This is a genomic window from Nostoc sp. LPT, assembly GCF_017115165.1.
Taxonomy (GTDB): Bacteria; Cyanobacteriota; Cyanobacteriia; order Cyanobacteriales; family Nostocaceae; genus Nostoc.
In genome coordinates this window covers 21,818-43,585 of record NZ_JABXKF010000179.1, presented here as the reverse complement: position 1 = coordinate 43,585, position 21,768 = coordinate 21,818, and the positions used below count along the sequence as shown (strand labels likewise).

General features: G+C 40.9%; 11 protein-coding genes and 4 pseudogenes. 9 read left to right on the top strand and 6 right to left on the bottom strand.

The window, feature by feature from the left end:
• The first annotated feature begins 460 nt into the window (after positions 1–460).
• A pseudogene (locus HWQ58_RS35445) lies at positions 461–913 on the top strand (Hsp20/alpha crystallin family protein).
• A 99-nt stretch (positions 914–1,012) separates the two neighbouring features.
• Here the strand turns inward: HWQ58_RS35445 and HWQ58_RS35440 are convergent.
• The 3 genes from HWQ58_RS35440 to HWQ58_RS35430 all read right to left on the bottom strand — a co-directional run bounded on the left by HWQ58_RS35440 (position 1,013) and on the right by HWQ58_RS35430 (position 4,125).
• Positions 1,013–1,672, bottom strand: coding sequence for a hypothetical protein (locus HWQ58_RS35440; protein ID WP_292873114.1), 660 nt, complete (start codon positions 1,670–1,672; stop codon positions 1,013–1,015).
• Between the two features lie 808 nt (positions 1,673–2,480).
• Entirely contained in the window at positions 2,481–2,945 is a 465-nt protein-coding gene (locus HWQ58_RS35435) for a DUF29 domain-containing protein (RefSeq protein WP_292873112.1), read from the bottom strand.
• A gap of 220 nt (positions 2,946–3,165) precedes the next feature.
• Complete coding sequence (locus HWQ58_RS35430) at positions 3,166–4,125, bottom strand: protochlorophyllide reductase (protein WP_292873110.1); 960 nt, start codon at positions 4,123–4,125, stop codon at positions 3,166–3,168.
• A gap of 576 nt (positions 4,126–4,701) precedes the next feature.
• Here HWQ58_RS35430 and HWQ58_RS35425 point away from each other — a divergent pair.
• The 7 genes and pseudogenes from HWQ58_RS35425 to HWQ58_RS35395 all read left to right on the top strand — a co-directional run bounded on the left by HWQ58_RS35425 (position 4,702) and on the right by HWQ58_RS35395 (position 16,600).
• Positions 4,702–6,108 carry an AAA-like domain-containing protein gene (locus HWQ58_RS35425; protein ID WP_292873108.1) on the top strand — a complete coding sequence of 469 codons (1,407 nt, stop codon included), beginning with the start codon at positions 4,702–4,704 and terminating at the stop codon, positions 6,106–6,108.
• A 139-nt stretch (positions 6,109–6,247) separates the two neighbouring features.
• Positions 6,248–7,810: an AAA-like domain-containing protein gene (locus HWQ58_RS35420; RefSeq protein ID WP_292873106.1), complete on the top strand. Its 1,563-nt coding sequence runs from the start codon at positions 6,248–6,250 to the stop codon at positions 7,808–7,810.
• A gap of 354 nt (positions 7,811–8,164) precedes the next feature.
• Positions 8,165–8,776, top strand: a pseudogene (locus HWQ58_RS35415) (Uma2 family endonuclease).
• A 252-nt stretch (positions 8,777–9,028) separates the two neighbouring features.
• A complete protein-coding gene (gene recQ, locus HWQ58_RS35410) occupies positions 9,029–11,191 on the top strand; it encodes a DNA helicase RecQ (protein ID WP_292873104.1) in 2,163 nt (720 codons plus the stop codon).
• Between the two features lie 94 nt (positions 11,192–11,285).
• Complete coding sequence (locus HWQ58_RS35405; protein WP_292873102.1) at positions 11,286–11,858, top strand: Uma2 family endonuclease; 573 nt, start codon at positions 11,286–11,288, stop codon at positions 11,856–11,858.
• A 1,147-nt stretch (positions 11,859–13,005) separates the two neighbouring features.
• Positions 13,006–14,238 (top strand): annotated as a pseudogene (locus tag HWQ58_RS35400) (glycosyltransferase family 1 protein); the annotation flags it as partial.
• A gap of 634 nt (positions 14,239–14,872) precedes the next feature.
• Complete coding sequence (locus tag HWQ58_RS35395; RefSeq protein ID WP_292873098.1) at positions 14,873–16,600, top strand: NFACT family protein; 1,728 nt, start codon at positions 14,873–14,875, stop codon at positions 16,598–16,600.
• Positions 16,601–16,844: 244 nt separating this feature from the next.
• Here the strand turns inward: HWQ58_RS35395 and HWQ58_RS35390 are convergent, their stop codons facing one another.
• From HWQ58_RS35390 to HWQ58_RS35380, 3 genes and pseudogenes are all read right to left on the bottom strand, one after another.
• Entirely contained in the window at positions 16,845–17,171 is a 327-nt protein-coding gene (locus HWQ58_RS35390) for an XRE family transcriptional regulator (protein WP_292873096.1), read from the bottom strand.
• Positions 17,168–17,542 (bottom strand): annotated as a pseudogene (locus HWQ58_RS35385) (type II toxin-antitoxin system RelE/ParE family toxin). The gene HWQ58_RS35390 and the pseudogene HWQ58_RS35385 overlap by 4 nt, the downstream one beginning before the upstream one ends.
• An 84-nt stretch (positions 17,543–17,626) precedes the next feature.
• On the bottom strand, positions 17,627–20,257 hold the full coding sequence (locus HWQ58_RS35380) for a DNA polymerase III subunit alpha (RefSeq protein WP_292873094.1): 2,631 nt from the start codon (positions 20,255–20,257) through the stop codon (positions 17,627–17,629).
• A 194-nt stretch (positions 20,258–20,451) separates the two neighbouring features.
• Here HWQ58_RS35380 and HWQ58_RS35375 point away from each other — a divergent pair, with 194 nt between their 5' ends.
• Positions 20,452–21,744: a dicarboxylate/amino acid:cation symporter gene (locus HWQ58_RS35375; RefSeq protein WP_292873092.1), complete on the top strand. Its 1,293-nt coding sequence runs from the start codon at positions 20,452–20,454 to the stop codon at positions 21,742–21,744.
• Positions 21,745–21,768: the final 24 nt, after the last annotated feature.

Below are 21,768 nucleotides of genomic sequence, written 5' to 3'. Positions count from 1 at the left end.
ATAATATTTTCTGTCATTGTCGTACTTGCGGTTATGAGTGGATGAATTCAGCATTTGATATTACTTGTATTCAATGCAGTCGCAAAGATGTAGAAAGTATTTCGTCTTAGTAGTTTCCCGATGACTAAATCGAAATATTTATTGAATAGTGCGATGGGAAGGCGAGTAGAGCTTGGATGTTGTTTTGGAAATATAAGCGATCGCCTGACTGCATATTTCCTTCAAAAGCAGATTAAGTAGTTAATTATTGACATTAATAGTTCTTATTCTGGTTTACCGAACTAATAAATTAGAGTAAACCGTAATCTTTTTTTAGGTCTAATCTAAGTGTGGTAATCATCATTTTATTAGGTGAGGATTACCGAATTTACAAGAGTTTAAAGCATACTTATTATGAATACATAAGCACAAACTAAAGTGCAAAAACGATTAAACAATAGTTGAATTTTTTCGAGAGATTATGGTACTAGTTCGTTACAACCCCTGGCAAGAATTGAACGCTTTAGAACGTCACATCAACGGTTTATTGGGAGATACCAAAGTCCCATCTGCACGGTTATAAAAAGACTTTATCAGAGTTCCGGCTGCTGAGTTGCATGAAACTGATGATGCGATTTATCTCAAGTTAGAGCTGCCAGGATTGGAAGCTAAAGACTTAGATATTCAGGTCACCCAAGACGCTGTTCACATTAGCGGTGAGCGCAAGTCTGAAACTAAAACCCAAGACAAGGGTATTACCAAGAGTGAATTTTACTACGGCAAGTTCCAGCGTGTAATTCCTCTATCTGCTAAGGTTCAAAATACCAATGTCATCGCAGATTATAAAGACGGTATTTTGAATTTGACACTGCCTAAAACCGAGCAAGAAAAAAACAAAGTTGTCAAGGTTAATCTAGAACAACCTGCTGCATAGTGCGAAACTACTCACCTTCAATAATTGATTGAGATAGCTAAAAGCCCAGTCATTTCTAGCTGGGCTTTTTTTTAACTTTATCCTGCATTGAGAGTTTCATCAAGACGTTCCCTGATTTTTGATTTGCTTAGATGTAGCTTCCATAAAGTCGATAAAAACTTTTATGAGCTTATGAATTCCCTCGCTACCTCCTGCAATTAAACCTCCTGTCAGCAATGCATCTAAACAACGGAAAATAATTACTTGTATGGGATTATCTAAATCAATAACTACAAGTGGTTCGATTGAGCGAATACCTATTGCGCTCATTAAAAGACCAAATAAAAGAGATGTCCATAGAGCAATTGTTCGTGTATCAGATTTATAGGCTGTTCTTTGGCGCTCTTTTTCATTTATATCATCCATTTGTGGCTTGAATATTTTTAATGCTTCTTGTTGGTTTTGTGTAAAGTTTTGGATGATTTGCTGTTCTAAACTCATTCCTTCTGGTGGAAGTCCACTGATTTGATTTGATTCCAAAGAAGGGAATTGGTTCTGTTGTACTTCCATAAGTTTTATTTTTTCAGAGATTAGAGCCTTCTCTTGCTGAATACTAATATCTAATTGTTCGACGAATGGCCCACGCCAAGTAGTTATAAAAACTTCTAAAGAACGCTCTATCAACAAAGAAATAAATAATTGTAATGTGAGTAACTGGACAATATCATTAACTCCAAATGGTTTTAAAACAAATGGTTTAGATGATAACCAACTTGACAAAGTTACTACTAGAAAACTAATAATGATTAATATAATAAATAGAGGAGATTCGGGAGAAAGCTTTAGCAACGTATCTATACTCCTGTTTCGCGTCACAATATCTAACACAGCCTGGAGGTGAAAACTACACCTGCTGAGTAACTTAACAACGTTAATTTGATAGAACAGTAAATAATTTAGACCCGTCCCTTTTTTCTAAAAGTGCGATCGGTCATACCCTTGTGGGAGCAGAAAGCATTCCAGTTACTGTGCATGGGACGACGCTAGAGCAAGTAGCAACCGTAGCACCAACTAAAAACCCCTCCAACACCTTGGAGGGGTGAAAGTAATTTTTGCGAATTATATGATGTCCGGCAAATTACCCATAATTAAGCCGCTATTTCTGGCCACCAGTGAAAATTGGTTAAGCCATGTACAAAATCAGGCTGGTCACTAATAGGGTATAGGGGGTAGGGTGTAGGGTATAGGGAGGACGGCATTGGTCGAGGCAAGTGATAATGACCTTTTGCTACGCCGGTGAATTGACGGGGCAAGTGAAATTGATGGTTGTTGGGGCTCTCTAGAACCTGCAACCCTAAACCTACACCCCGCCCCAACGGGGCTTGGTCAACAAGAGGAAAAGGGGCAGTTCTTGCTGGGGGACGGAGCTTGGATGCCCCGTATAAGCATCCTTTATGACGGGGCTTGTACCCATGTTCCCCCCTTCATTCCACACAGTTCTTGAAAGGGCTTGCTCCCCCCGCTAAGAGCTCCTTTTCCTCCTGCCTCTTCTGGTCAACAACTAAGCACATACAGAACGATTCAGTGCTTACTGAGGTAAAAACTCATCATCTGTGACTTCTGCTAGCTGGTATGGACAGTTCAGAGGAAAGGATTCCATTGACAAGCCAGTTTCAGCTTTTGCTTGCTTAACTGCTTGTGCATAACACTCAGCAAAAACTATCTCAAGATAGGATTTGAGACTAGGTGAATCATCTAGAGCTTCTTTAACGCGTCTACGATGTTCAATGATGTTTCCTTCCCAGCTACCACTTCTTTTGTCAGGGTGAAATTGCCATTTGAGCAAATGCATCAGAATTACAATCAAATTACTCTTGAGACTCCGGCGCTCACTCCTTCCCATATCGGCAATTTCTTCAATTAGGTTCTCCCACTCAACGTTTGCGTAATCCTGACTTTGCAATTTTTCTACAGTCGTTTCTATCCATTGCAAGTAATCAGTTTCATATAGCGTTTGGGAATGCGCCTTTAAAGAAGACATAGCAGTTTCCATCGGAAATGTTTAGATAATTTTTCGTATCTATTTACAATTAACATCGGTGCGTTAACAAAGTGTAACGCACCCTACGAACTCTAGGAATTGGGAGGTATTAATTTTGTTAGAGGTGTAGTCTCGCGTTTTTGTATGTAAAGGTTACGATGTTCTGTTGACTCATCAGTATTGAGTGGAACGGTGAACACTAGATGAGCATAGTTTGTCTTTTTCTGTTCCATCATGCAAGTCCAACCAACTTGGCGCTGAGTTCCCAGATGCGATCGCCTTTTTCGTCATCACGAGCTTGAGGAGAGACTTTTTGCACAAAAGACTTACCATCTTTCTTCTGGCGATTTCCCCAACTCCAATAAACACCGGATTGATTATACTCACGATCGGCAACCACAGCAGCAACTCGTTCTCCCGCCAACTCCTGAGACACATATCCCCCAGTGATGTACTTCTGGAATAATGGAAAGATTTTTTGAAACAGGGGATAGTGGTTTCTAAATAGCGGCGTTTCTGCAACACATCCCGGATAGAGAGAATTGAAGACGATACCAGTTGATTCGTGATAGCGCTCATGCAGTTCCCGCATAGTTAGCACGTTGCAAACCTTGCTGTCTTTGTAAGCTTTGACTGCTTCAAATTTTTTGCCATCAATCATCGATATTGGCTCTTTAAACCCTTCTGCAAAGCCTTGCAAATCGCCCAAGTCGGGACGTGGTGGAATCTTTCCACCCAGTTCATCTGGATTGTGCGTGACAGTTCCTAAAATTACCAGCCTTGGCTCTAAAGATGACTTCTTCAGATCCTCTAGCATCAGGTTGCACAATAGGAAATGCCCCAGATGATTGGTGGTGACAGTTAACTCGTAACCTTCTGGACTGCGTAATGGCTCTTTGATTAAGGGCATATAAATTGCAGCGTTGCACACCAAAGCGTCTAAAGACTTTCCAGTGGCTCGGAAGTTCTTCACAAACTGTCGAACACTTTCCAAGGAGCCGAGGTCAATATATATACTGGTATAACTGTTGTAGGGTATTTCCACACCTTGGGCTGCTTTTTGTGCCTTCGCTAAATCCCGACACGCTAGTACGACATACCATCCCCTTTCAGCAAGAGCTTTTGCAGCATACAAACCCACCCCCGAAGAGGCACCCGTAATTACAACCGTTGGCTTGTGATGTTGTTCCATTCTGTTCAGCTTCCATTGACTGTCTCTAGAATCTCATACCAGCGAGCCATCATTGTCACCAGGTTTTTCAGGGCTGTATTTAGGCTGAACTAACGCTCTTGGGTCACTCTGGGGAAATAAAAATCTCAGGCAACATTTAAACTTCATACAGCACTTGGGTTTGAAGCTTTATTTTCTAACATTATGGTCAGAAATATGTATTTTGCCTGAAACTCCTGCGTAGCAAGGATTATATGTTTTTACTCTGGTGAGAGTGATTAAAGAGCACTAAGTAAGTAGGCGAGAAAATTCCCAAGTATTTTACCAAATGTAAATACAGCACGTACTTTACAAATTCGTTATTTCACCGTTTTTACAAAACTAAATCTAAATATATATTGGTTTTATCGTGCTTACCAACTTAATCTCTATACAAAAGAACCTTCAAAAAACTAATTATAATAACATTTTTGGTATACTGAATGCAATCTTAACTTTTTCTGTTTTCAAGTATTTTTCAGATATATTTCAGATGTATATTATTACTAGGCTGGAAAGTATAAGTAAATTGCCTAGCTGTTTAACAATTTATATTCTGTGGATAAGCTTCTAGAATCTGTAAAAAAAATTCTGCAAGACAAGCCTCTCGGTTCAATTCAGTGGTTTGTGCTCTATCAATCATGGTTGGGCAAAACTTACGGTGAAATAGCAGAGGCATCAGGCTACGGCGACAATTATATCAAGGAAATTGGTTCTGAGTTGTGGCAAGACCTTTCTATCGCACTTGGAAAAAGAATAACGAAAAAAAATCTGCATTTAGCTTTGAATAAACACTTGCAAGACGAGATAGATAATCAAAAAAATCAGATCCAACAAAAGTTCGGTGAAGAATCTAGCTTAGAAATGGTTTTTCCAGACTTTTTTTCAGCAAGCAAGATAGAATTTCCTAGCGGTCCTGTAGCACTAAATTCTCCTCTTTACATCAATCGCCCTTCTCTGGAAGAACTTGTTTGTAATGAGGTTTTACAACCTGGTTGCTTAATCCGGCTCAAAGCACCTAGAAAGATGGGAAAAAGTTCTCTACTCAATCGGATGATTGCTTATGCTAGAGAGCAAGATTATCGAATTGTTTATTTGGACTTTCAAGAAGCCGATCGAGACATTTTTGTTTCCCTGGATAAATTTTTGCGTTGGTTTTGTGTAAATGTCAGTAGGCAGTTAAATCTCCTTCCTTGTCTAGATGATTTTTGGGATATAGAAATGGGCAGCAAGGTAAGCTGCAAAATCTATTTTGAAGCTTATCTGTTGCAATACATTGATGATAGTCCTGTAGTTTTGGCTTTGAATGAAGTCCATCGGATTTTTGAACATCCCAATATTGCCCAAGACTTTTTGCCAATGCTGCGATTTTGGCACGAACAAGCAAAGCAAGATCGAACTTGGCAAAAACTGCGGATGGTAGTGGTTCACACAACAGAAATTTATATTCCGCTTAAGCTCAACCAATCGCCTTTCAATGTAGGGATAACAATTACACTGCCACCATTTACCCTTAAGGAGGTACAGAATTTAGCATTACGTTACGGACTAGATTGGTCAGGAAACTCGGAAGGGGAAAAACGCTTTGCACCCCTACAAGCAATGGTAGGAGGACATCCCTATCTGGTGAACCTTGCATTTTATCATCTCTGTCAGGGGGAAATGACGCTGGAGGTGTTATTAGAAACCGCATCTACACCAGTAGGAATTTACGGTCAGCATTTACGAGAACTGTTGACACTACTGCAAGCAGAACCAGAATTAATGTCAGCTATGGAACAGGTAATTGCAACAGATGAAAAAGTGGAGTTAGACGCGATCGCTGCTTACAAGCTGGAAAGCATGGGTTTGGTTCAATTAAATGGCAATCAAGCTAGCACCAAGTGTGAGTTATATCGTCTTTATTTTAGCCAACAGTTTGAAAAGCAAAATAGTGTTAATGCTTCTAGTAAATTTACCATCTAGTTTTGAGCGTTCATAGTAAGTACTAAAGTTCTTACTATGAACCTAGTTACTCATCGATATTAAATAAATTTTATCAACTGTCCCAAAACGAATTTTTTGATTGAGATATAGAACTAATTTGAAATTAAAAATTAATTACATGAAAAATTATCGATACCAAGTGGGTGGTACTCTTACTAATGATGCTCCTAGCTATGTTGAGCGCAGAGCAGATGTAGAACTTTACGAAGCTTTGAAACAGGGTGAATTTTGCTACATCTTAAACTGTAGGCAAATGGGTAAATCCTCACTTATGGTAAAAACAAAGCACCGCTTGCAACAAGAGGGCTTTAGATGTGCCACCGTTGATATGACTAATATTGGTTGTGAAAATATTACTCCAGAACAGTGGTATAAAGGAGTAGTTAGCGACCTATGGTTGAGTTTTAAACTGTTAGGAAAAGTCGATTTAAAAACCTGGTGGCAAGAACAACAAGATATTTCTTTAGTTTATAAACTTAGTCGGTTTATTTCGGAAAATCTGTTAGCGAAGTTTCCTAACGAAAGACTATTTATTTTTATTGATGAAGTTGATAGTATACTCAGCCTCGATTTCTCTGTTGACGACTTTTTTAGCTTGATTCGGTTCTGTTATAACCAACGAGCAATTGACCCAGAGTATCATCGGATTACATTTGCAGTTTTCGGGGTTGCCACACCTTCAGACTTAATTTTATCTCAAAATCATACTACCCCGTTTAATTTGGGTAAAACCATACAAGTAAATGGTTTCACCTTTGAAGAAGCTCAACCACTATCTTTAGGACTAGATATTAAAGACAATCATCCCCAGAAAGTTTTAAAAGAAGTATTAGCTTGGACAGAAGGGCAACCATTTCTGACTCAAAAGCTGTGTCGGCTGCTTGTGAGTTTATCTCAAGACGATCTGGGTAGAAAGCTAAAAATTCCTCCTGGTACAGAAGAATTTTGGATAGAAAATGTGGTGCGATCGCACATCATCGAGAAATGGGAATCACAAGATGAACCGGAGCATATGCGAACAATTCGCGATCGCATCCTCAGAAACGAAAAATTTGCCGCCAGATTGCTAGGAATTTATCAACAAATTCTCCAAGGAGTGAAAGTACCAGCCGACGATAGTCGAGAACAGGTAGAATTATTGCTGTCTGGCTTGGTAATCAAAAAACAAGGTTTTCTCCAAATAAAAAACCGAATTTATCAAGAAGTTTTCAATTTAGAATGGGTTGGAAAAAAACTAGCTTACTTGCGTCCTTACTACGAAAACTTCAATGCATGGGTAGCCTCACAAGAAAAAGATAAATCTCGCCTATTGCGTGGACAAGCGTTGATAGATGCCCAAACTTGGGCAAATGGTAAAAGCTTGAGCAACTTAGATTATCGATTTTTAGCTGCTAGTGAAGAATTAGATCGGCGAGAAGCACAACAGGCATTAGAGGCTGAACGTGCTCAAGAAGTCGAAGCACGACTTGCAGAAGAACAAAAAAGGCTGGCTCAACAAAAGAAAAATGCCACAATAGTGACACTTTTGCTCGTGGGCATGACAATCAAGTTGGTAATTTCTATAGTCTGGGGAGTATCGCTTTTACGAAAGATTGATGCTTTAGAATCACAGAATAAATGTACCCAGATAGGGCATCAGGGCAAAGTAATAACTGCAAATTCTCGGTTAGGTGGATGCTGAGGCGAATTTGAGATTTTAATTTTTGCAGAATTAATTATATGAAGGTTGATGAGCGTGCGATCGCCTGATCTTCCAAGTGCAATCGCCTATCTGATCGCGAGAGTCAAACAATAAAAGCAATCGCTCATGTATTGTAGGTTGATGAGCGTGCGATGATGTTAGCGAAGCGGTAGCGTTGGCGCAGCGTCTCGTAGAGAAGAACGAGCGTCAGCGCTGCTGCAAGCAGAACACCGATCTTGTAGGTTAGGTCGAAGCATGAGACTCAACAAGCTAAAACTTAATGGCAAATAGATATAAACTTGAAGATCAAAAGGTTATGAAAAGCCAGATGCTAATCAATCAGGAGCGATCGCCATGATCACAACCCCTAAACCACTAACCTTTAAGCAATTCCTTGATTTCGCCGAAGGTAACGAACTTAATGAGTATGAGTTGGTTGCTGGGAGGCTGGTGCTAATGCCAGAACCCAGTGAACTGCATGAAGAAATTCTTGAATTCCTGTCCTTCATGTTTGAACTTGCCTACCGCAAGCGTAAACTAAAATACTCGGTTCGGAAGCGAAACGCGCTACAAATTAGTGATACACAAAGCCGACGACCCGATATTACCATTATCCAACGCCCCCAGTTTTACCCCGACGATTAACCGAGGATGGGTATCCAAACTCAGCCATTTATGATTGTTGAGATTGCCTCATCCAACTGGTCAACTGACCTCATAGACAAGCAAGAAGAATATCTTGCCTTGGGAGTACCTGAATATTGGATTATCGACTACACAGGTCAAATTCCTGCTAAGTATTGTCTACGAGGAAAAGGAAAAAAGGCGATCGTCCTGACCCTAGAAAATGGTGAGTATCAACGCTCTGAGTATCTTGAAGGAAAAACAATTCCTTGTCAAACTTTTCCAGACTTAACTTTAACCGTTGACCAAGTATTAGCAGCTGATGCCGAGAATGTAGTTTAGGATTGAGCCGAACGCCAGGGGAATAGTGCGATCGCGGCTCTTGTAGCAACTGTCTTAAAAGTCAAGCGACGCCGAATAGCCCGTCGTAGACATCGCACATGTATGATGGTTGATCAGCGTGCGTAGGCGTAGCCCGTCGTAGACATCGTCGTATAGAAACGCAGGTCTGGCCAAAGCTGCCGATGATGTGAGTTAAAATCCTGATATCTTCAATCACTACTCACGCAGACAGCCCCCGAAAAAGCGATCGCTATGCTTCAGTATCCCCATCTCGAACAAGCGCTAAAATATCACTTCGGTTATGACCAATTCCGCCCCGGACAACGGCAAATTATCGAAGATGCGCTGCAAAATCGAGATTTAATGGTTGTGATGCCGACTGGCGGGGGAAAATCTCTATGTTTTCAGCTACCAGCATTGTTAAAAAATGGACTAACGGTGGTGGTGTCGCCGTTAATTGCTTTGATGCAAGACCAAGTAGAAGCACTGCGAAATAATAATATTAACGCCACATTTCTCAATAGCAGTTTGAATGCTTACCAAGTGCGATCGCGGGAAGAAGCCATCCTCAACGGTAAAGTAAAATTACTCTACGTCGCCCCGGAACGTCTCCTCAGTGAAAGGTTTCTCCCATTTCTCGATTTAGTTAAAGAAAAAATCGGTATTTCTAGCTTTGCTATTGATGAAGCGCATTGTGTTTCGGAATGGGGACACGATTTTCGCCCAGAATATCGCCAGTTGAAATCTCTGCGGAAACGCTATCCTGATGTCCCTACTGTTGCCCTCACCGCCACAGCAACCGATCGCGTCCGTAGTGATATCATTCAACAATTAGGACTAAAGCAACCAAGCATCCATCTTGCCAGTTTTAATCGTGAAAATCTTTATTACGAAGTTCGTCCTAAAACTAAATATGCTTACGCTGAATTATTAGAATTAATTCGAGAAACTGAAGGTTCAACAATTATTTATTGTTTAACTCGTAAAAAAGTTGATGAACTCACTTTTAAACTCCAAAATGATAAAGTTGTTGCTCTCCCTTATCATGCCGGATTAACTGATGAAGAACGTAGTAGTAATCAAACGCGATTTATTCGAGATGATGTCCGGGTGATGGTGGCAACAATCGCCTTTGGAATGGGAATTAATAAACCTGATGTGCGTTTGGTAGTTCACTTCGATCTGCCCAGAAATATAGAAAGTTATTATCAAGAATCGGGTAGGGCAGGTAGAGACGGAGAACCATCTCGATGTACAATATTTTTCAGCTTTGGTGATGTTAAAACAATTGAATGGAGTATCGATCAAAAAACTGACCCTCAAGAACAGTTGATTGCTAAACAACAACTGCGGCAGATGATCGATTACGCTGAAGGCACTGATTGCCGGCGAACGATTCAATTGGGTTATTTTGGAGAAAGGTTTCCTGGAAATTGTGGTAACTGTGACAATTGTCGTCATCCCAAACCGATGCAAGATTGGACAATTGAAGCCATGAAGTTTTTATCTTGTGTGGCGCGTTGCAAAGAAAGATTTGGGATGCTACACATAATTGATGTGTTGCGGGGGGCAAAAAAAGACAAAATTATCCAGTACGAACACGATAAACTTTCTACTTATGGTATTGGTAAAGATAGAACTGTAGATGAATGGCGAATGTTGGGGCGATCGCTTTTACATCAGGGGTTAATAGAACAAACTAGCGATGGTTACTCAGTTTTAAAACTAAATGCCTTAAGTTGGCAAGTAATGCGAAAACAACGCACAGTTTCGCTAGCTGTAACCATAGTTCAAAAGATTACCTGGGAACAGGAGAGTGAAAAAGCAGAAGTTGCAGAAATATTATTACAGAAGTTGCGAGCGCTACGTAAACAATTGGCTGATGAGCAATCTGTACCACCTTACGTCATCTTCCACGATTCCACTTTAAAATTGATGGTACAGGTACAACCCCAAAACTTAGTTGAATTTGCCAAACTTTCTGGTGTAGGTAGTCACAAACTCGCTCAATATGGCGAAAAGTTTCTTACAGAAATTCGCGCCTACCGCCAAGAAAAAGGTTTGCAAAATAAATCGGTTACTTCCGCTTCCGTATCATCTTCAAACTCATCTTCTTACACAGAATTACAGACATTACAATTGCATCAACAAGGTTTAAATGTTGCTCAAATTGCCCAAAAACGCAACCTTAGTCCGGCAACAGTTAGCAATCATCTAGAAAAACTAATTGAGAAAAATCAGCCAGTTGATTTAAATCAATTAGTACCTTTAGAACATCAACAAAAAATTTGGCAAGTTTTAGAAGTACTCGGTGATATTTCCCTCACTCCCATCAAAGAACAACTAGGTGAAAGCTACACTTTTGATGAAATTCGTTTAGTACGGAGTAAGTGGCGGCGCGAAAATCGCAAGTGATGATTGAAGAAGAATACAGAATACAGAATCAATTAGTATGAATCATGAATTCTATTTTATTAAAATACAAAAACAAGATTAAAGGAGTTAGCCAATGAGTCAGATGCTTAATACCGGAGTATGCTGGACAATTCATGATGTGGAACTCTTCGCAGAAAATGAAGGGACGCGCTATGAGATAGTTCATGGAGAATTATTTATAACCAGGGCACCTCACTTTAAACATCAGCAAACTTGTGGCAAGATTTTTCGACAACTTGATGTTTGGTCAGAGTCTAGTGGTTTAGGAGAAGCTGTAATCAATCCCGGCGTTTTGTTTTCAGAATCAGATAATGTGATTCCTGATGTAGTTTGGGCTACTAAAGAAACCTTGGCGCTAACATTGGATGAAGCGGGACATTTAACTGGCGCACCAGATTTAGTAGTCGAAGTTTTGTCTGCTAGCAACGAAGACCTAAGACGAGATAAGGAAGCTAAACTTAAACTTTATTCTACCAGAGGAGTCAAAGAATATTGGATTGCTGATTGGCGATCGCGTAAACTAGAGGTCTATCGGCGCGAACAAAGTCAACTTAACTTGGTAGTAACCTTATTTAGTAATGATAATCTCATTTCTCCGCTATTGCCTGGTTTTAGCTGTACTGTAGACCAGTTTTTTCCTGTATAAATTTTAGGTTGAATGGAAAAACAAATCTCAAGTAGCGGATTAACTCTCATTCTTTTCACAAAACAAAATGTGTATAATTTATTGTTCAGATATCGCCTTGCACCAATAACGAAGTCTTCTCCTCATCAAGGCGATATCTACAGATAATCAGTTTACATTAAGAAAAACTGGGAATTTCAGAGTTAGATTCTTGTGATTTCATAGCAGACTTTGAAGGCTCAGTGTTTTGGTTGTTTACAGGCAGAATTATAGATAGCATCTTAGGCAGTGCTAGACAGGCAACAGAATTTAATAGCGTCAGAAATATACCATCTATCAAACTCATGTATTAATCTTCTCCATTTAAAAATTGGTGGTGACTATATTTATTAGTTTGAAGCAAAATCAGTAGAATTGCGTAAAAACAGAATTTAGATTTCTTTTAGAGAATATAAGCTGAATAAATATATTTTTATCCTATAGCAAGCCGATTTGATTTTTGAAAACATCTAAGTATATGTAGGGAATGTTATTGCGTAGTGTAACGGTGTTTGTCGCAGGTCAAACCTACTTATAATCTATTTAGAGATATTGCTGATTGTCCACACCCGGCTGTAAATAGGACAGCAAAATCTTTGTCTGCGTATAACACTCGCAATTCATCGTACATTTTCATGTACATATTTCCTTTTTGGGAATAATGCAAGCGCTATTTGTGCTCTTTGTTCTTGCTATTTCCCCTTGATTTTTTGGATGCAGCGTCATACCTTTACTTTTTATATCTCCTGACTTCTTGCTTGGAGATGTTTTAGGGGGTCTTACCCCCTATTCGCTAGCTTTATCTCACAGAAGTCGGGAGCTGAGTCTTTAGATAGAGAGCAAATTAAAATTGCCATATCTATGAAACTAGAGCTAGAGATAAATGAAAAAATCTCATTTTTATCTATCAAAAGTATGAGAGACGGATCTAACAATTTCCTATATCTAAAGAAACTAAAAAGATTTGTATTTAATCTAAAAGTATACTTCTGACAGAGGATGTAAAAAGAAATTAGACATAGTAAATTAAAATCAATATTAATCAAAGTTCCTAAACAATTCAGACAAGTGTGCTATACGCGTGCTTGGAACAACCTAAAACTTTGTTAAAATCAGCAACACACAAACTATGAACTCTACCACCGAAAAACGTATCGCCTTGATTTCCGTCCACGGAGACCCAGCGATTGAAATAGGGAAAGAAGAAGCTGGGGGACAAAATGTTTATGTGCGCAACGTAGGTGAAGCACTAGCGCAACTAGGATGGCAAGTTGATATGTTTACCCGCAAAGTGAGTCTGGAGCAAGACTCGATTGTTGAACATAGCAACAATTGTCGAACTATTCGTTTAAAAGCTGGTCCCCTTGAGTTTGTGCCACGAGATGATCTTTTTGATTTTCTGCCAGAATTTATAGATAATTTCCTTAAATTTCAAGTAAAAAACGAAATTACATACGAATTAGTTCATACTAACTATTGGCTCTCTAGTTGGGTAGGGATGCAGTTAAATAAAATCCAAAAGAGTAAACAGGTTCACACCTACCACTCCTTAGGAGCAGTCAAGTACAACACTATAGAAAATATTCCTTTGATTGCTAGTCAGCGATTAGCAGTGGAAAAACAGGTGTTGGAAAATGCCGATCGAATTGTAGCGACGAGTCCGCAAGAACAGGAACACATGCGATCGCTAGTTTCCACAAAAGGTAATATCGACATTATTCCCTGTGGTACAGATATTCAGCGATTTGGTTCGATTGCACGAGAAGCAGCCAGGGCTGAATTGGGAATTGACAAAGAAGCTAAAGTTGTATTGTATGTAGGACGTTTTGACCAACGCAAAGGTATAGAAACCTTGGTGCGGGCATTAAATGAGTCTGAGCTACGCGACTCCAACAATCTTCAGCTAATTATTGGTGGTGGTAGTACTCCAGGTAACAGTGACGGAATTGAGCGCGATCGCATTGAGCAAATCGTCAACGAATTGGGAATGAGCGACTTTACCACCTTTGCTGGTCGTCTGAGTCAAGATGTTTTACCAACTTATTACGCCGCTGCCGATGTTAGCGTTGTTCCCAGTCACTACGAACCCTTTGGACTAGTGGCGATTGAAGCAATGGCAAGCGGTACACCAGTGGTAGCAAGTGATGTTGGCGGACTTCAGTTTACTGTAGTTAGTGAAGAAACTGGTTTATTAGCTGCACCGCAAGATGTAGATGCTTTTGCTTCTGCTATTGACCGAATTCTCTTAAATCCAGAATGGCGAGATGAATTGGGTAAAGCTGGTAGAAAGCGTGTCGAAACTAAGTTTAGCTGGGATGGTGTTGCACATCAACTGAGTGAACTTTACACCCAACTGATGCAGCCACAAACAGTAGCGTCAACAGCAAAAGAACTAGTACACTCAACTGCCGAACTAGTGCAATCAAAAGCAAAAGAACTAGTACACTCAACCACAGAACTAGTGCAATCAGCAGCAAAAAAACCAGTTTTGGTTGCTGAGTAACGCTTTTGTTTAACAGATAATCGTGAGTAAGTAACTCGGATAATATTTTGGGTTTAACAAAATTAGAACTCAGGAGTCAGAAGCCAGAATTTAGAATTGAATTCTGTGAAACTGGTGGATAGTGCAGCGTAAAGCCTGCGGCATGGCAACTCTTGGAGACGCTACGCGAACGCTTAGAACGAGTCCGCTAGTGTCTAAATCAACAGGTTTAAGTCTCCCACGAGAGTAATTCTGACTCCTGAATTCTGAATTTTTCTTCAACTTTGGCAGTGATCGCCTGAGCTTGAAAAACTCAATACCAAAAACAAACTGTATAAAAAACTAACTTCTTACCTAAACACAGAACTTATCTGATGATAAGTTCTGTGTTTTTTTATTCGCAGCTATCACCAAACCAAGTAACCGCTATGATAGGTGAGATCTGTTATGCTTTAACTAAACAAAAATAAAGGCATAGCGATCGCTACCATTTGAATGTTAACAACTAATCGCTTTGCAACCAGTTGACTTTACTACTCTCACAGCTGCTTGTAGCGAAATCCGCGCTAACTGGCTACCATCACGCTTAGAACAGGTTTACCAGCGCGATCGCTACACGATTGCGATGGCATTACGCACCTTAGAACAGCGAGATTGGCTACAGATTTCTTGGCATCCCCAAGCTGCACATATTTGTATTGGCGATCCGCCACCGCGATCGCCAGATACCTTTACCTTTAGCCAACAACTGATTCACCAATTGGGTGGTTTAGCACTGGTGGCGATTGAAGCGATCGCTCCTTGGGAGCGTGTTATTGATTTGCAATTTGCCCGTCGTCCTGGAGAAAGCGCTCTATATCATGTCTATGCAGAAATCATGGGCAAGTATAGCAACGTCATTCTCACCGACGCTAACAATATAATTATCACCGCCGCTCATCAAGTAAGTCAGCAACAATCTAGTGTCCGTCCCATCCAAACCGGACAACCTTATGAAACACCACCGAAACTAACTGGAACTGTCCCCTACTTGAATGAATCCCAAGAACGTTGGCAAGAACGGGTAAGTTTAGTACCAGGAGCAATCAAGCGGCAATTGCTCAAAAGTTATAGTGGCTTGAGTGCAGCACTACTGGAGTTAATGCTGCTAGAAGCAAATATCGCACCAGAAACATCCACCAATACTCTCAACCCTGACGACTGGCGACGGCTGTTTGAGCGTTGGCAAGAATGGCTGCAAGCCTTAGATTCCAAAGAATTTCAACCCGCTTGGACAAAAGATGGTTACACCGTAATGGGTTGGGGTGAAGTTGAAAAGGTCAAAAATATCCAGGAGTTGCTCAACCGCTACTACAGTAACCAGATTAACCAACAGTTATTTTCCCAATTGCGCCATCAGTTGAGTCAGAAATTGAATAATATTCTGGCGAAATTACGTAACAAGGCTCAAACTTTTAAGACGCGCTTGCAGCAATCAGATCAAGCCGATGAATATCGGCAAAAAGCTGATTTATTGATGGCTCACTTGCAAAATTGGGAACCGGGGATGAAAGAAATTATCCTTGCTGATTTTGATACAAATTTGCCAGTAGCGATCGCTCTCCAACCAGATAAAAATGCTGTCCAAAATGCTCAAAGTCTTTATAAACAGCACCAAAAGCTCAAACGCGCTCGTGCTGCTGTCGAACCGCTACTATTGGAAGTACAGACAGAAATTGAGTATTTAGAGCAAGTAGAAGCTGCGATCGCTCAGATAGACACCTACCAAACAGCAGAAGATTTACGAGCTTTAGAAGAAATCCGCGAAGAGTTGATTGGGCAAAAGTATCTCGAAGATCCAGAATACCGCAGCCGCAGTGCCAACGAACCTCCCAGCACCAACTTTCATCGTTACCTTACTCCCAATGGGTTTGAAGTATTAATCGGTCGTAACAATCGCCAAAATGACCAATTGACCTTTCGTGTAGCTGGGGATTATGACTTATGGTTCCACGCTCAAGAAATTCCAGGGAGTCATGTGTTACTACGTCTAGAACCGGGTGCTGTTGCAGAAGAAGCTGATTTGCAATTTGTAGCTAATCTTGCCGCTTACTACAGTCGCGCCCGTCAGAGTGAGCAAGTGCCAGTAGTTTACACTCAGCTAAAACACGTTTACAAACCCAAAGGAGCCAAACCGGGAATTGCTATTTACAAGCAGGAAACCATACTTTGGGGAAAACCGCAAATAGTCATTAGTCATTAGTCATTAGTCATTGGGCATTGGGCGAAACAGTTCCGAGTTCCGAGTTCTGAGTTCCAAGTAAATAAGTGAGATTCACAACTCAGCACGGGCTAAACGCCCCGCTTCCGCTAACAGCACTCAGCACTCAGCACTCCTGAAGGGCATTGGGCATTGGGCATTTCTCTGTGCTCCTCTGCTCCCTCATGCCTTTCATTTGCCTACTCCCCACTACTATGTCAAGACTCAACATCGCTTCTATCCTGCCCTATAGCGATATCACAGTTTCAGCAGATTGTTCCGGCGCATGACGAGGGCGAAGATGCAAGCTGATTTCCATATCAAGGCGCTTGAGGAAAATGAGGAGTTTGCCCTCGCTGAACCTTTGAAACTCTCCTTTTATCAAATGAGATACTTCTAGCTGGGGAATGCCAAGAAGTTCGCTGATTTCGCGCTGTTTCAGGTTGCGTTGAGAGAGGAGGCGCAATACCTGAATCCCTATCTTGCCTCGCGTAAAAAGTTCCGAAGCATCCGACAAACCGAGGTCAGCAAACACATTCCCACTGCTTTGTTCAAAAACGGGTTCCTGTGTCATTGTTGTTTCTCCTTTGCCACTGCGTCTTTATAGCGTTGTTTAATCAGGTCAACATCAGCTTGTGGGGTTTTAATCCCCTGCTTTAATTTCTTCTGAAAAGCGTGCAGGACATAGATTTTCTCTGCAATCTTTACTGTATAGACTGCTCTATAAGTATCGGTATCGTAGCGTTTGATAATTTCATACACGCCGCTTCCAACCCCTTTAAAAGGCTTGGCATCCATTGGTGTTTCCCCTGCTTGCACCAATTGCAGGGCATAGCCTACTTATGTACGCACCTCTTCAGGAAATAAGCGAATATTTTTGAGAGAGTCTCCCATCCAAACCAGAGGTCGTAAAGGAATTTCTGTAATATCCTCACCATTGTCCATTTTATATGAAAAGTCCTATAAAAAAAGTCAGACATCTCATTCATATAGCAAGCCGAGAATGCCTAATTCCCACTGCCTGTCCTCTCAATTCGGTAAACTCTCAATCCGCATTAAATCCAATTCGCGTTCAAATATTTCATCAATTGGCAACATTTGACCATCAACAGTCATAAATTTATGGTCTTTTGTTGCCCGAATTATTGAACCATCTTCCAAGCTATACTCAAACACCTCTTGTTCCCCGCGATCGTGCCACTGTGCTACAGGTTGCGTGTAAATATTTCCATTATCATCAACGCTGTATACAGTACATTCAATGCCTTTTTCTACAATTTTCCCAATCGGCATTAATCCATATTCTACTGTCAATATCTCCGTGTCATAACTTAAACAATATTCTGCAAACTTCAACATTTGCTCAAATAATTCATCCGCAACTTTTTTCTGAACGCCATTTTTCGCCGCGCCATCTACAAATTTTTCTCGCTGCTTTTGCATCTCAGAAACTTTCTTTTTACCCATCGCCCGACGCAGCAAGTCAGCTTGTCCTAAAGAATATCCCGCCATATCCTGAGCAATTTTCATGATTTGCTCTTGATAGACCATAATTCCATAGGTTTCGTCTAATATTGGTTCTAGAATAGTATGTTGATAATCAATCTTTTCTCGACCATGTTTGCGGTTAATAAACTTAGGAATCAGTCCCGCATCTAGTGGACCAGGCCGATAAAGTGCCAAAATCGAAGAAATATCTTCTATATTAGAAGGCTTCAAATCTCGCACTATCTGACGCATCCCAGAAGATTCTAATTGAAATACCCCTTCTAACTCACCTGCTTCTAATAATTCATAAGTTTTTTGTACATCTTTTGGTAAAGTGCTATGTTCGCCTTTAGCTAATATCCTCTGGGCTTTTCTTTCATCGCGGGGAATTTCATCGGGATCGACCCGATATCCTCTCGTTTCTTGAATTAAATCAACGGTTTTTTGAATCAGCGTCAGGTTCCGTAAACCCAGAAAATCCATTTTCAATAAACCCATTGATTCCAGGTCTTCCATGAAATACTGGGTAATTACAGAACCATCATTATTCTTCTGTAACGGCACAATTTCATCAAGTGGATCGGCGGAAATTACCACACCGGCTGCATGAACACCAAAAGTTTTGTTAGTTCCTTCAATTCGCATCGCCATATCAAGCCAATGGCGAACATGGGGTTCTTTATCATATTTCTCTTTAAACTCTGGTTCTGGGGTTTGATCGGAAATCATCACCTTCAGTTTAGTTGGTTTCCCCCGCACCACAGGAATTAATTTCGCCATTTTGTCAGCTTCCCCGTAGGGAATATTTAATACTCTGGCGACATCTTTCAAAACTGCTTTAGAAGTTAGACGATTAAAAGTAATGATTTGGGCAACTCTATCTGCACCATATTTCTCAGTTACATAATCAATCACTTTATCCCGTTGTTCAATACAGAAATCTGTATCAATATCAGGCATGGATTTCCGTTCTGGGTTCAAGAAACGCTCAAATAGTAACCCATGATGTACGGGGTCAATATTAGTAATTCGCATTGCATAAGCAACTAATGAACCAGCCGCAGAACCACGACCTGGGCCCACAGGAATGTTATTATCTCTAGCAAATTTGATGTAGTCCCATACAACTAAAAAGTATTTGGAAAAACCCATCTGCTGAATCATTTTTAGTTCGTATTCCAATCTTTCTTTATAGACGGAATCAACTTCTTGGCGAGATTTGCGATTTAACCGTTCTAAAAGTCCGTTCCATGCAACATCTTCAGCGTAAGTGTCAGCAGTATGACCAGAAGGAATGGGAGGTGTAGGAATTTGAGGCTCACCCATAATATGGTAAGGCTCGACTTTATCGGCGACTTCTCCAGTCGTGGCTACAGCTTCTGCAATTACATCATCCGGTAAATGGTCACGAAATAGCTGCCGCATCTCCTCACCAGATTTGAGATACTCTGTGCCGCTATAACGCATCCGTTTATCTTCAATAATTAGCTTGCCAGTTTGAATACACAGCAAGGCGTCGTGGGCTTCAACGTCAAAACAAGAAATAAAATGCGAATCATTGGTAGCAACAATTTTAATCCCTAGTTCCCGCGCAATTTTGACAATTTCAACATTCACAATCCGGTCTTCTTGGGAACCGTGGTCTTGAATTTCTAGATAATAATCATCACCAAATACATCTTTATACCACTGAGCAACTTTTCGGGCTGCATCTGGTCTATTACTGAGAATTGCTTGGGGAATTTCTCCACCCAAACAAGCACTGGTGACAATCAAGCCTTCATGATATTCTTTTAATAAATCTTTATTAATACAAGGACGAGAAAAAATTCCTTTGCCTTGAACACCTTGGAGGTGAGAAATCGTGGTTAATTTAACTAAATTTTTGTAACCTTTAGTATTTTTAGCTAAAACAACTTGATGATATTTAGGGCGGCGTTCTTGTTTCTCGATATCGCCGTTAATTACATACATTTCATTGCCGATAATCGGCTTAATATTTTGACTACGGCAGATTTTGATCAATTCAACTGCGCCATACATGACACCATGATCGGTAAGGGCGATCGCTTTCATTCCCAGTGCGATCGCTCGATCCACCAACTCTGGTAGCTGACTTGCCCCATCAAGCAAACTATAGTCACTGTGAATATGTAGAGGAACAAAGGACATAAGCATCTCCAACCTACAAGCCAAGATATCTCTAGGGGCCTACCTTGTGGTATACCCTTTCGAGCCAGATTTTGCAAAGCAACGGCATCTTAGATTAACAGTTTTTAACCAAAATTAAAGCTGTTCTTTTTCGGGAATTATCACTATTATTAGTGTTGTTTTAATAGTTACAGCAGTTAACCAGTATCTAGCCAATGAGTCAAACAGAGAGAACAACTTCGCCTGAAACCAAAGCTAGCCCTTGGTGGCAGCGTATCCCTCTCACGTTGCAAATTCTCATCGCCTTAGTAGTAGCAGTCAGTGTCGGAATTGCCCTTGGTGCGGGGAATCCCAATCCCAGCAACGCCGCTTTAATCAACAATTTAGCAATTCCGGCAGAATTGGTGCTAAAGGCTCTGCGCGCCTTGGCTACACCCCTGATTCTGGTAGCGGTGCTGCATACTTTGATGACTACCAATATCCCTGGTACAGCCGGACGGCGGCTGGCAGTACTACTTTTAACCAACACAACCGTAGCTATTTTGGTGGGACTTTTGGTAGCGAATGTACTGCGTCCGGGGACTTGGGGCAATGTTAGCACCTCAACAAGTACGGCAATAACTGCTCAGAGTCTCGATCCTTGGGGAATACTCAAAGATGCTGTACCAGAAGCCGTCCTCAAGCCATTGGTTGATAATAATGTCATTCAACTGATTGTGATTGCCCTGAGTTTTGGCATCGTCCTGCGGGGATTAAAATCTGAACAAATCGCCCAAGGCAAGAATGGATTCCAGCCGATAGAGGATGTCATCGGAATTTTATTTGAAGCGGTAGTCCGCATCCTCAACTGGGTAATTGCCTTAGTGCCGTTCGCAGTCTTTGGGATTGTAGCTAAAACTATTGCGATGCAGGGCTTTGCACCGTTTAAATCTTTGGGTGCATTTATCGTAGCCGTATTGTTAGCACTGGTATTACAAGCGTGCTACTACCTCACCAGAGTAAAATTTGGTTCTTGGGTACACCCGCTAAAATTCCTAGCTGGCGGTTCTGATGCCTTTTTAACAGCTTTCTCAACTTCTTCCTCGGCAGCGGCAATGCCCGTAACTTTTGAGGTCTTGCAAACAAAAGTCGGTTTAAGGGAATCTTCTGCTGCCTTGGGGGCATTAGTCGGGGCAAATTTCAATAATGATGGCACTGCCCTCTATGAAGCAATGTCTGCGTTGTATATTTCCCAACTGATTGGACAACATCTGAGTCTGACACAGCAGTTAATTGTCATCCTTACCTCGATTTTTGCATCTGTCGGTGCGGCAAATATTCCCAATGCGGGACTGGTAACAATGACACTAGTGTTCACTTCTGTTGGCTTACCTACCCAGTACATTGCTTTGCTAGTTACTGTAGACTGGTTTTTGGATCGCTGCCGCACCGCGATTAATGTTATGGGAGATATGACTGTCAGTGCTTTACTTGACGGCAAAAAGCCACGTTCTGTAGACGAGGCTTAATTTGCCAGCTTTTAGTTGAGTTCA

Bases quoted from the DNA above. Each gene is read 5' to 3' on its own strand.
- HWQ58_RS35420 (WP_292873106.1), top strand. From the start codon at position 6,248: ATGAAAAATTATCGATACCAAGTGGGTGGTACTCTTACTAATGATGCT.
- HWQ58_RS35390 (WP_292873096.1), bottom strand. From the start codon at position 17,171: ATGACACAGGAACCCGTTTTTGAACAAAGCAGTGGGAATGTGTTTGCT.
- HWQ58_RS35380 (WP_292873094.1), bottom strand. From the start codon at position 20,257: ATGTCCTTTGTTCCTCTACATATTCACAGTGACTATAGTTTGCTTGAT.
- HWQ58_RS35405 (WP_292873102.1), top strand. From the start codon at position 11,286: ATGAGTCAGATGCTTAATACCGGAGTATGCTGGACAATTCATGATGTG.
- HWQ58_RS35430 (WP_292873110.1), bottom strand. From the start codon at position 4,125: ATGGAACAACATCACAAGCCAACGGTTGTAATTACGGGTGCCTCTTCG.
- HWQ58_RS35435 (WP_292873112.1), bottom strand. From the start codon at position 2,945: ATGGAAACTGCTATGTCTTCTTTAAAGGCGCATTCCCAAACGCTATAT.
- HWQ58_RS35375 (WP_292873092.1), top strand. From the start codon at position 20,452: ATGAGTCAAACAGAGAGAACAACTTCGCCTGAAACCAAAGCTAGCCCT.
- recQ (WP_292873104.1), top strand. From the start codon at position 9,029: ATGCTTCAGTATCCCCATCTCGAACAAGCGCTAAAATATCACTTCGGT.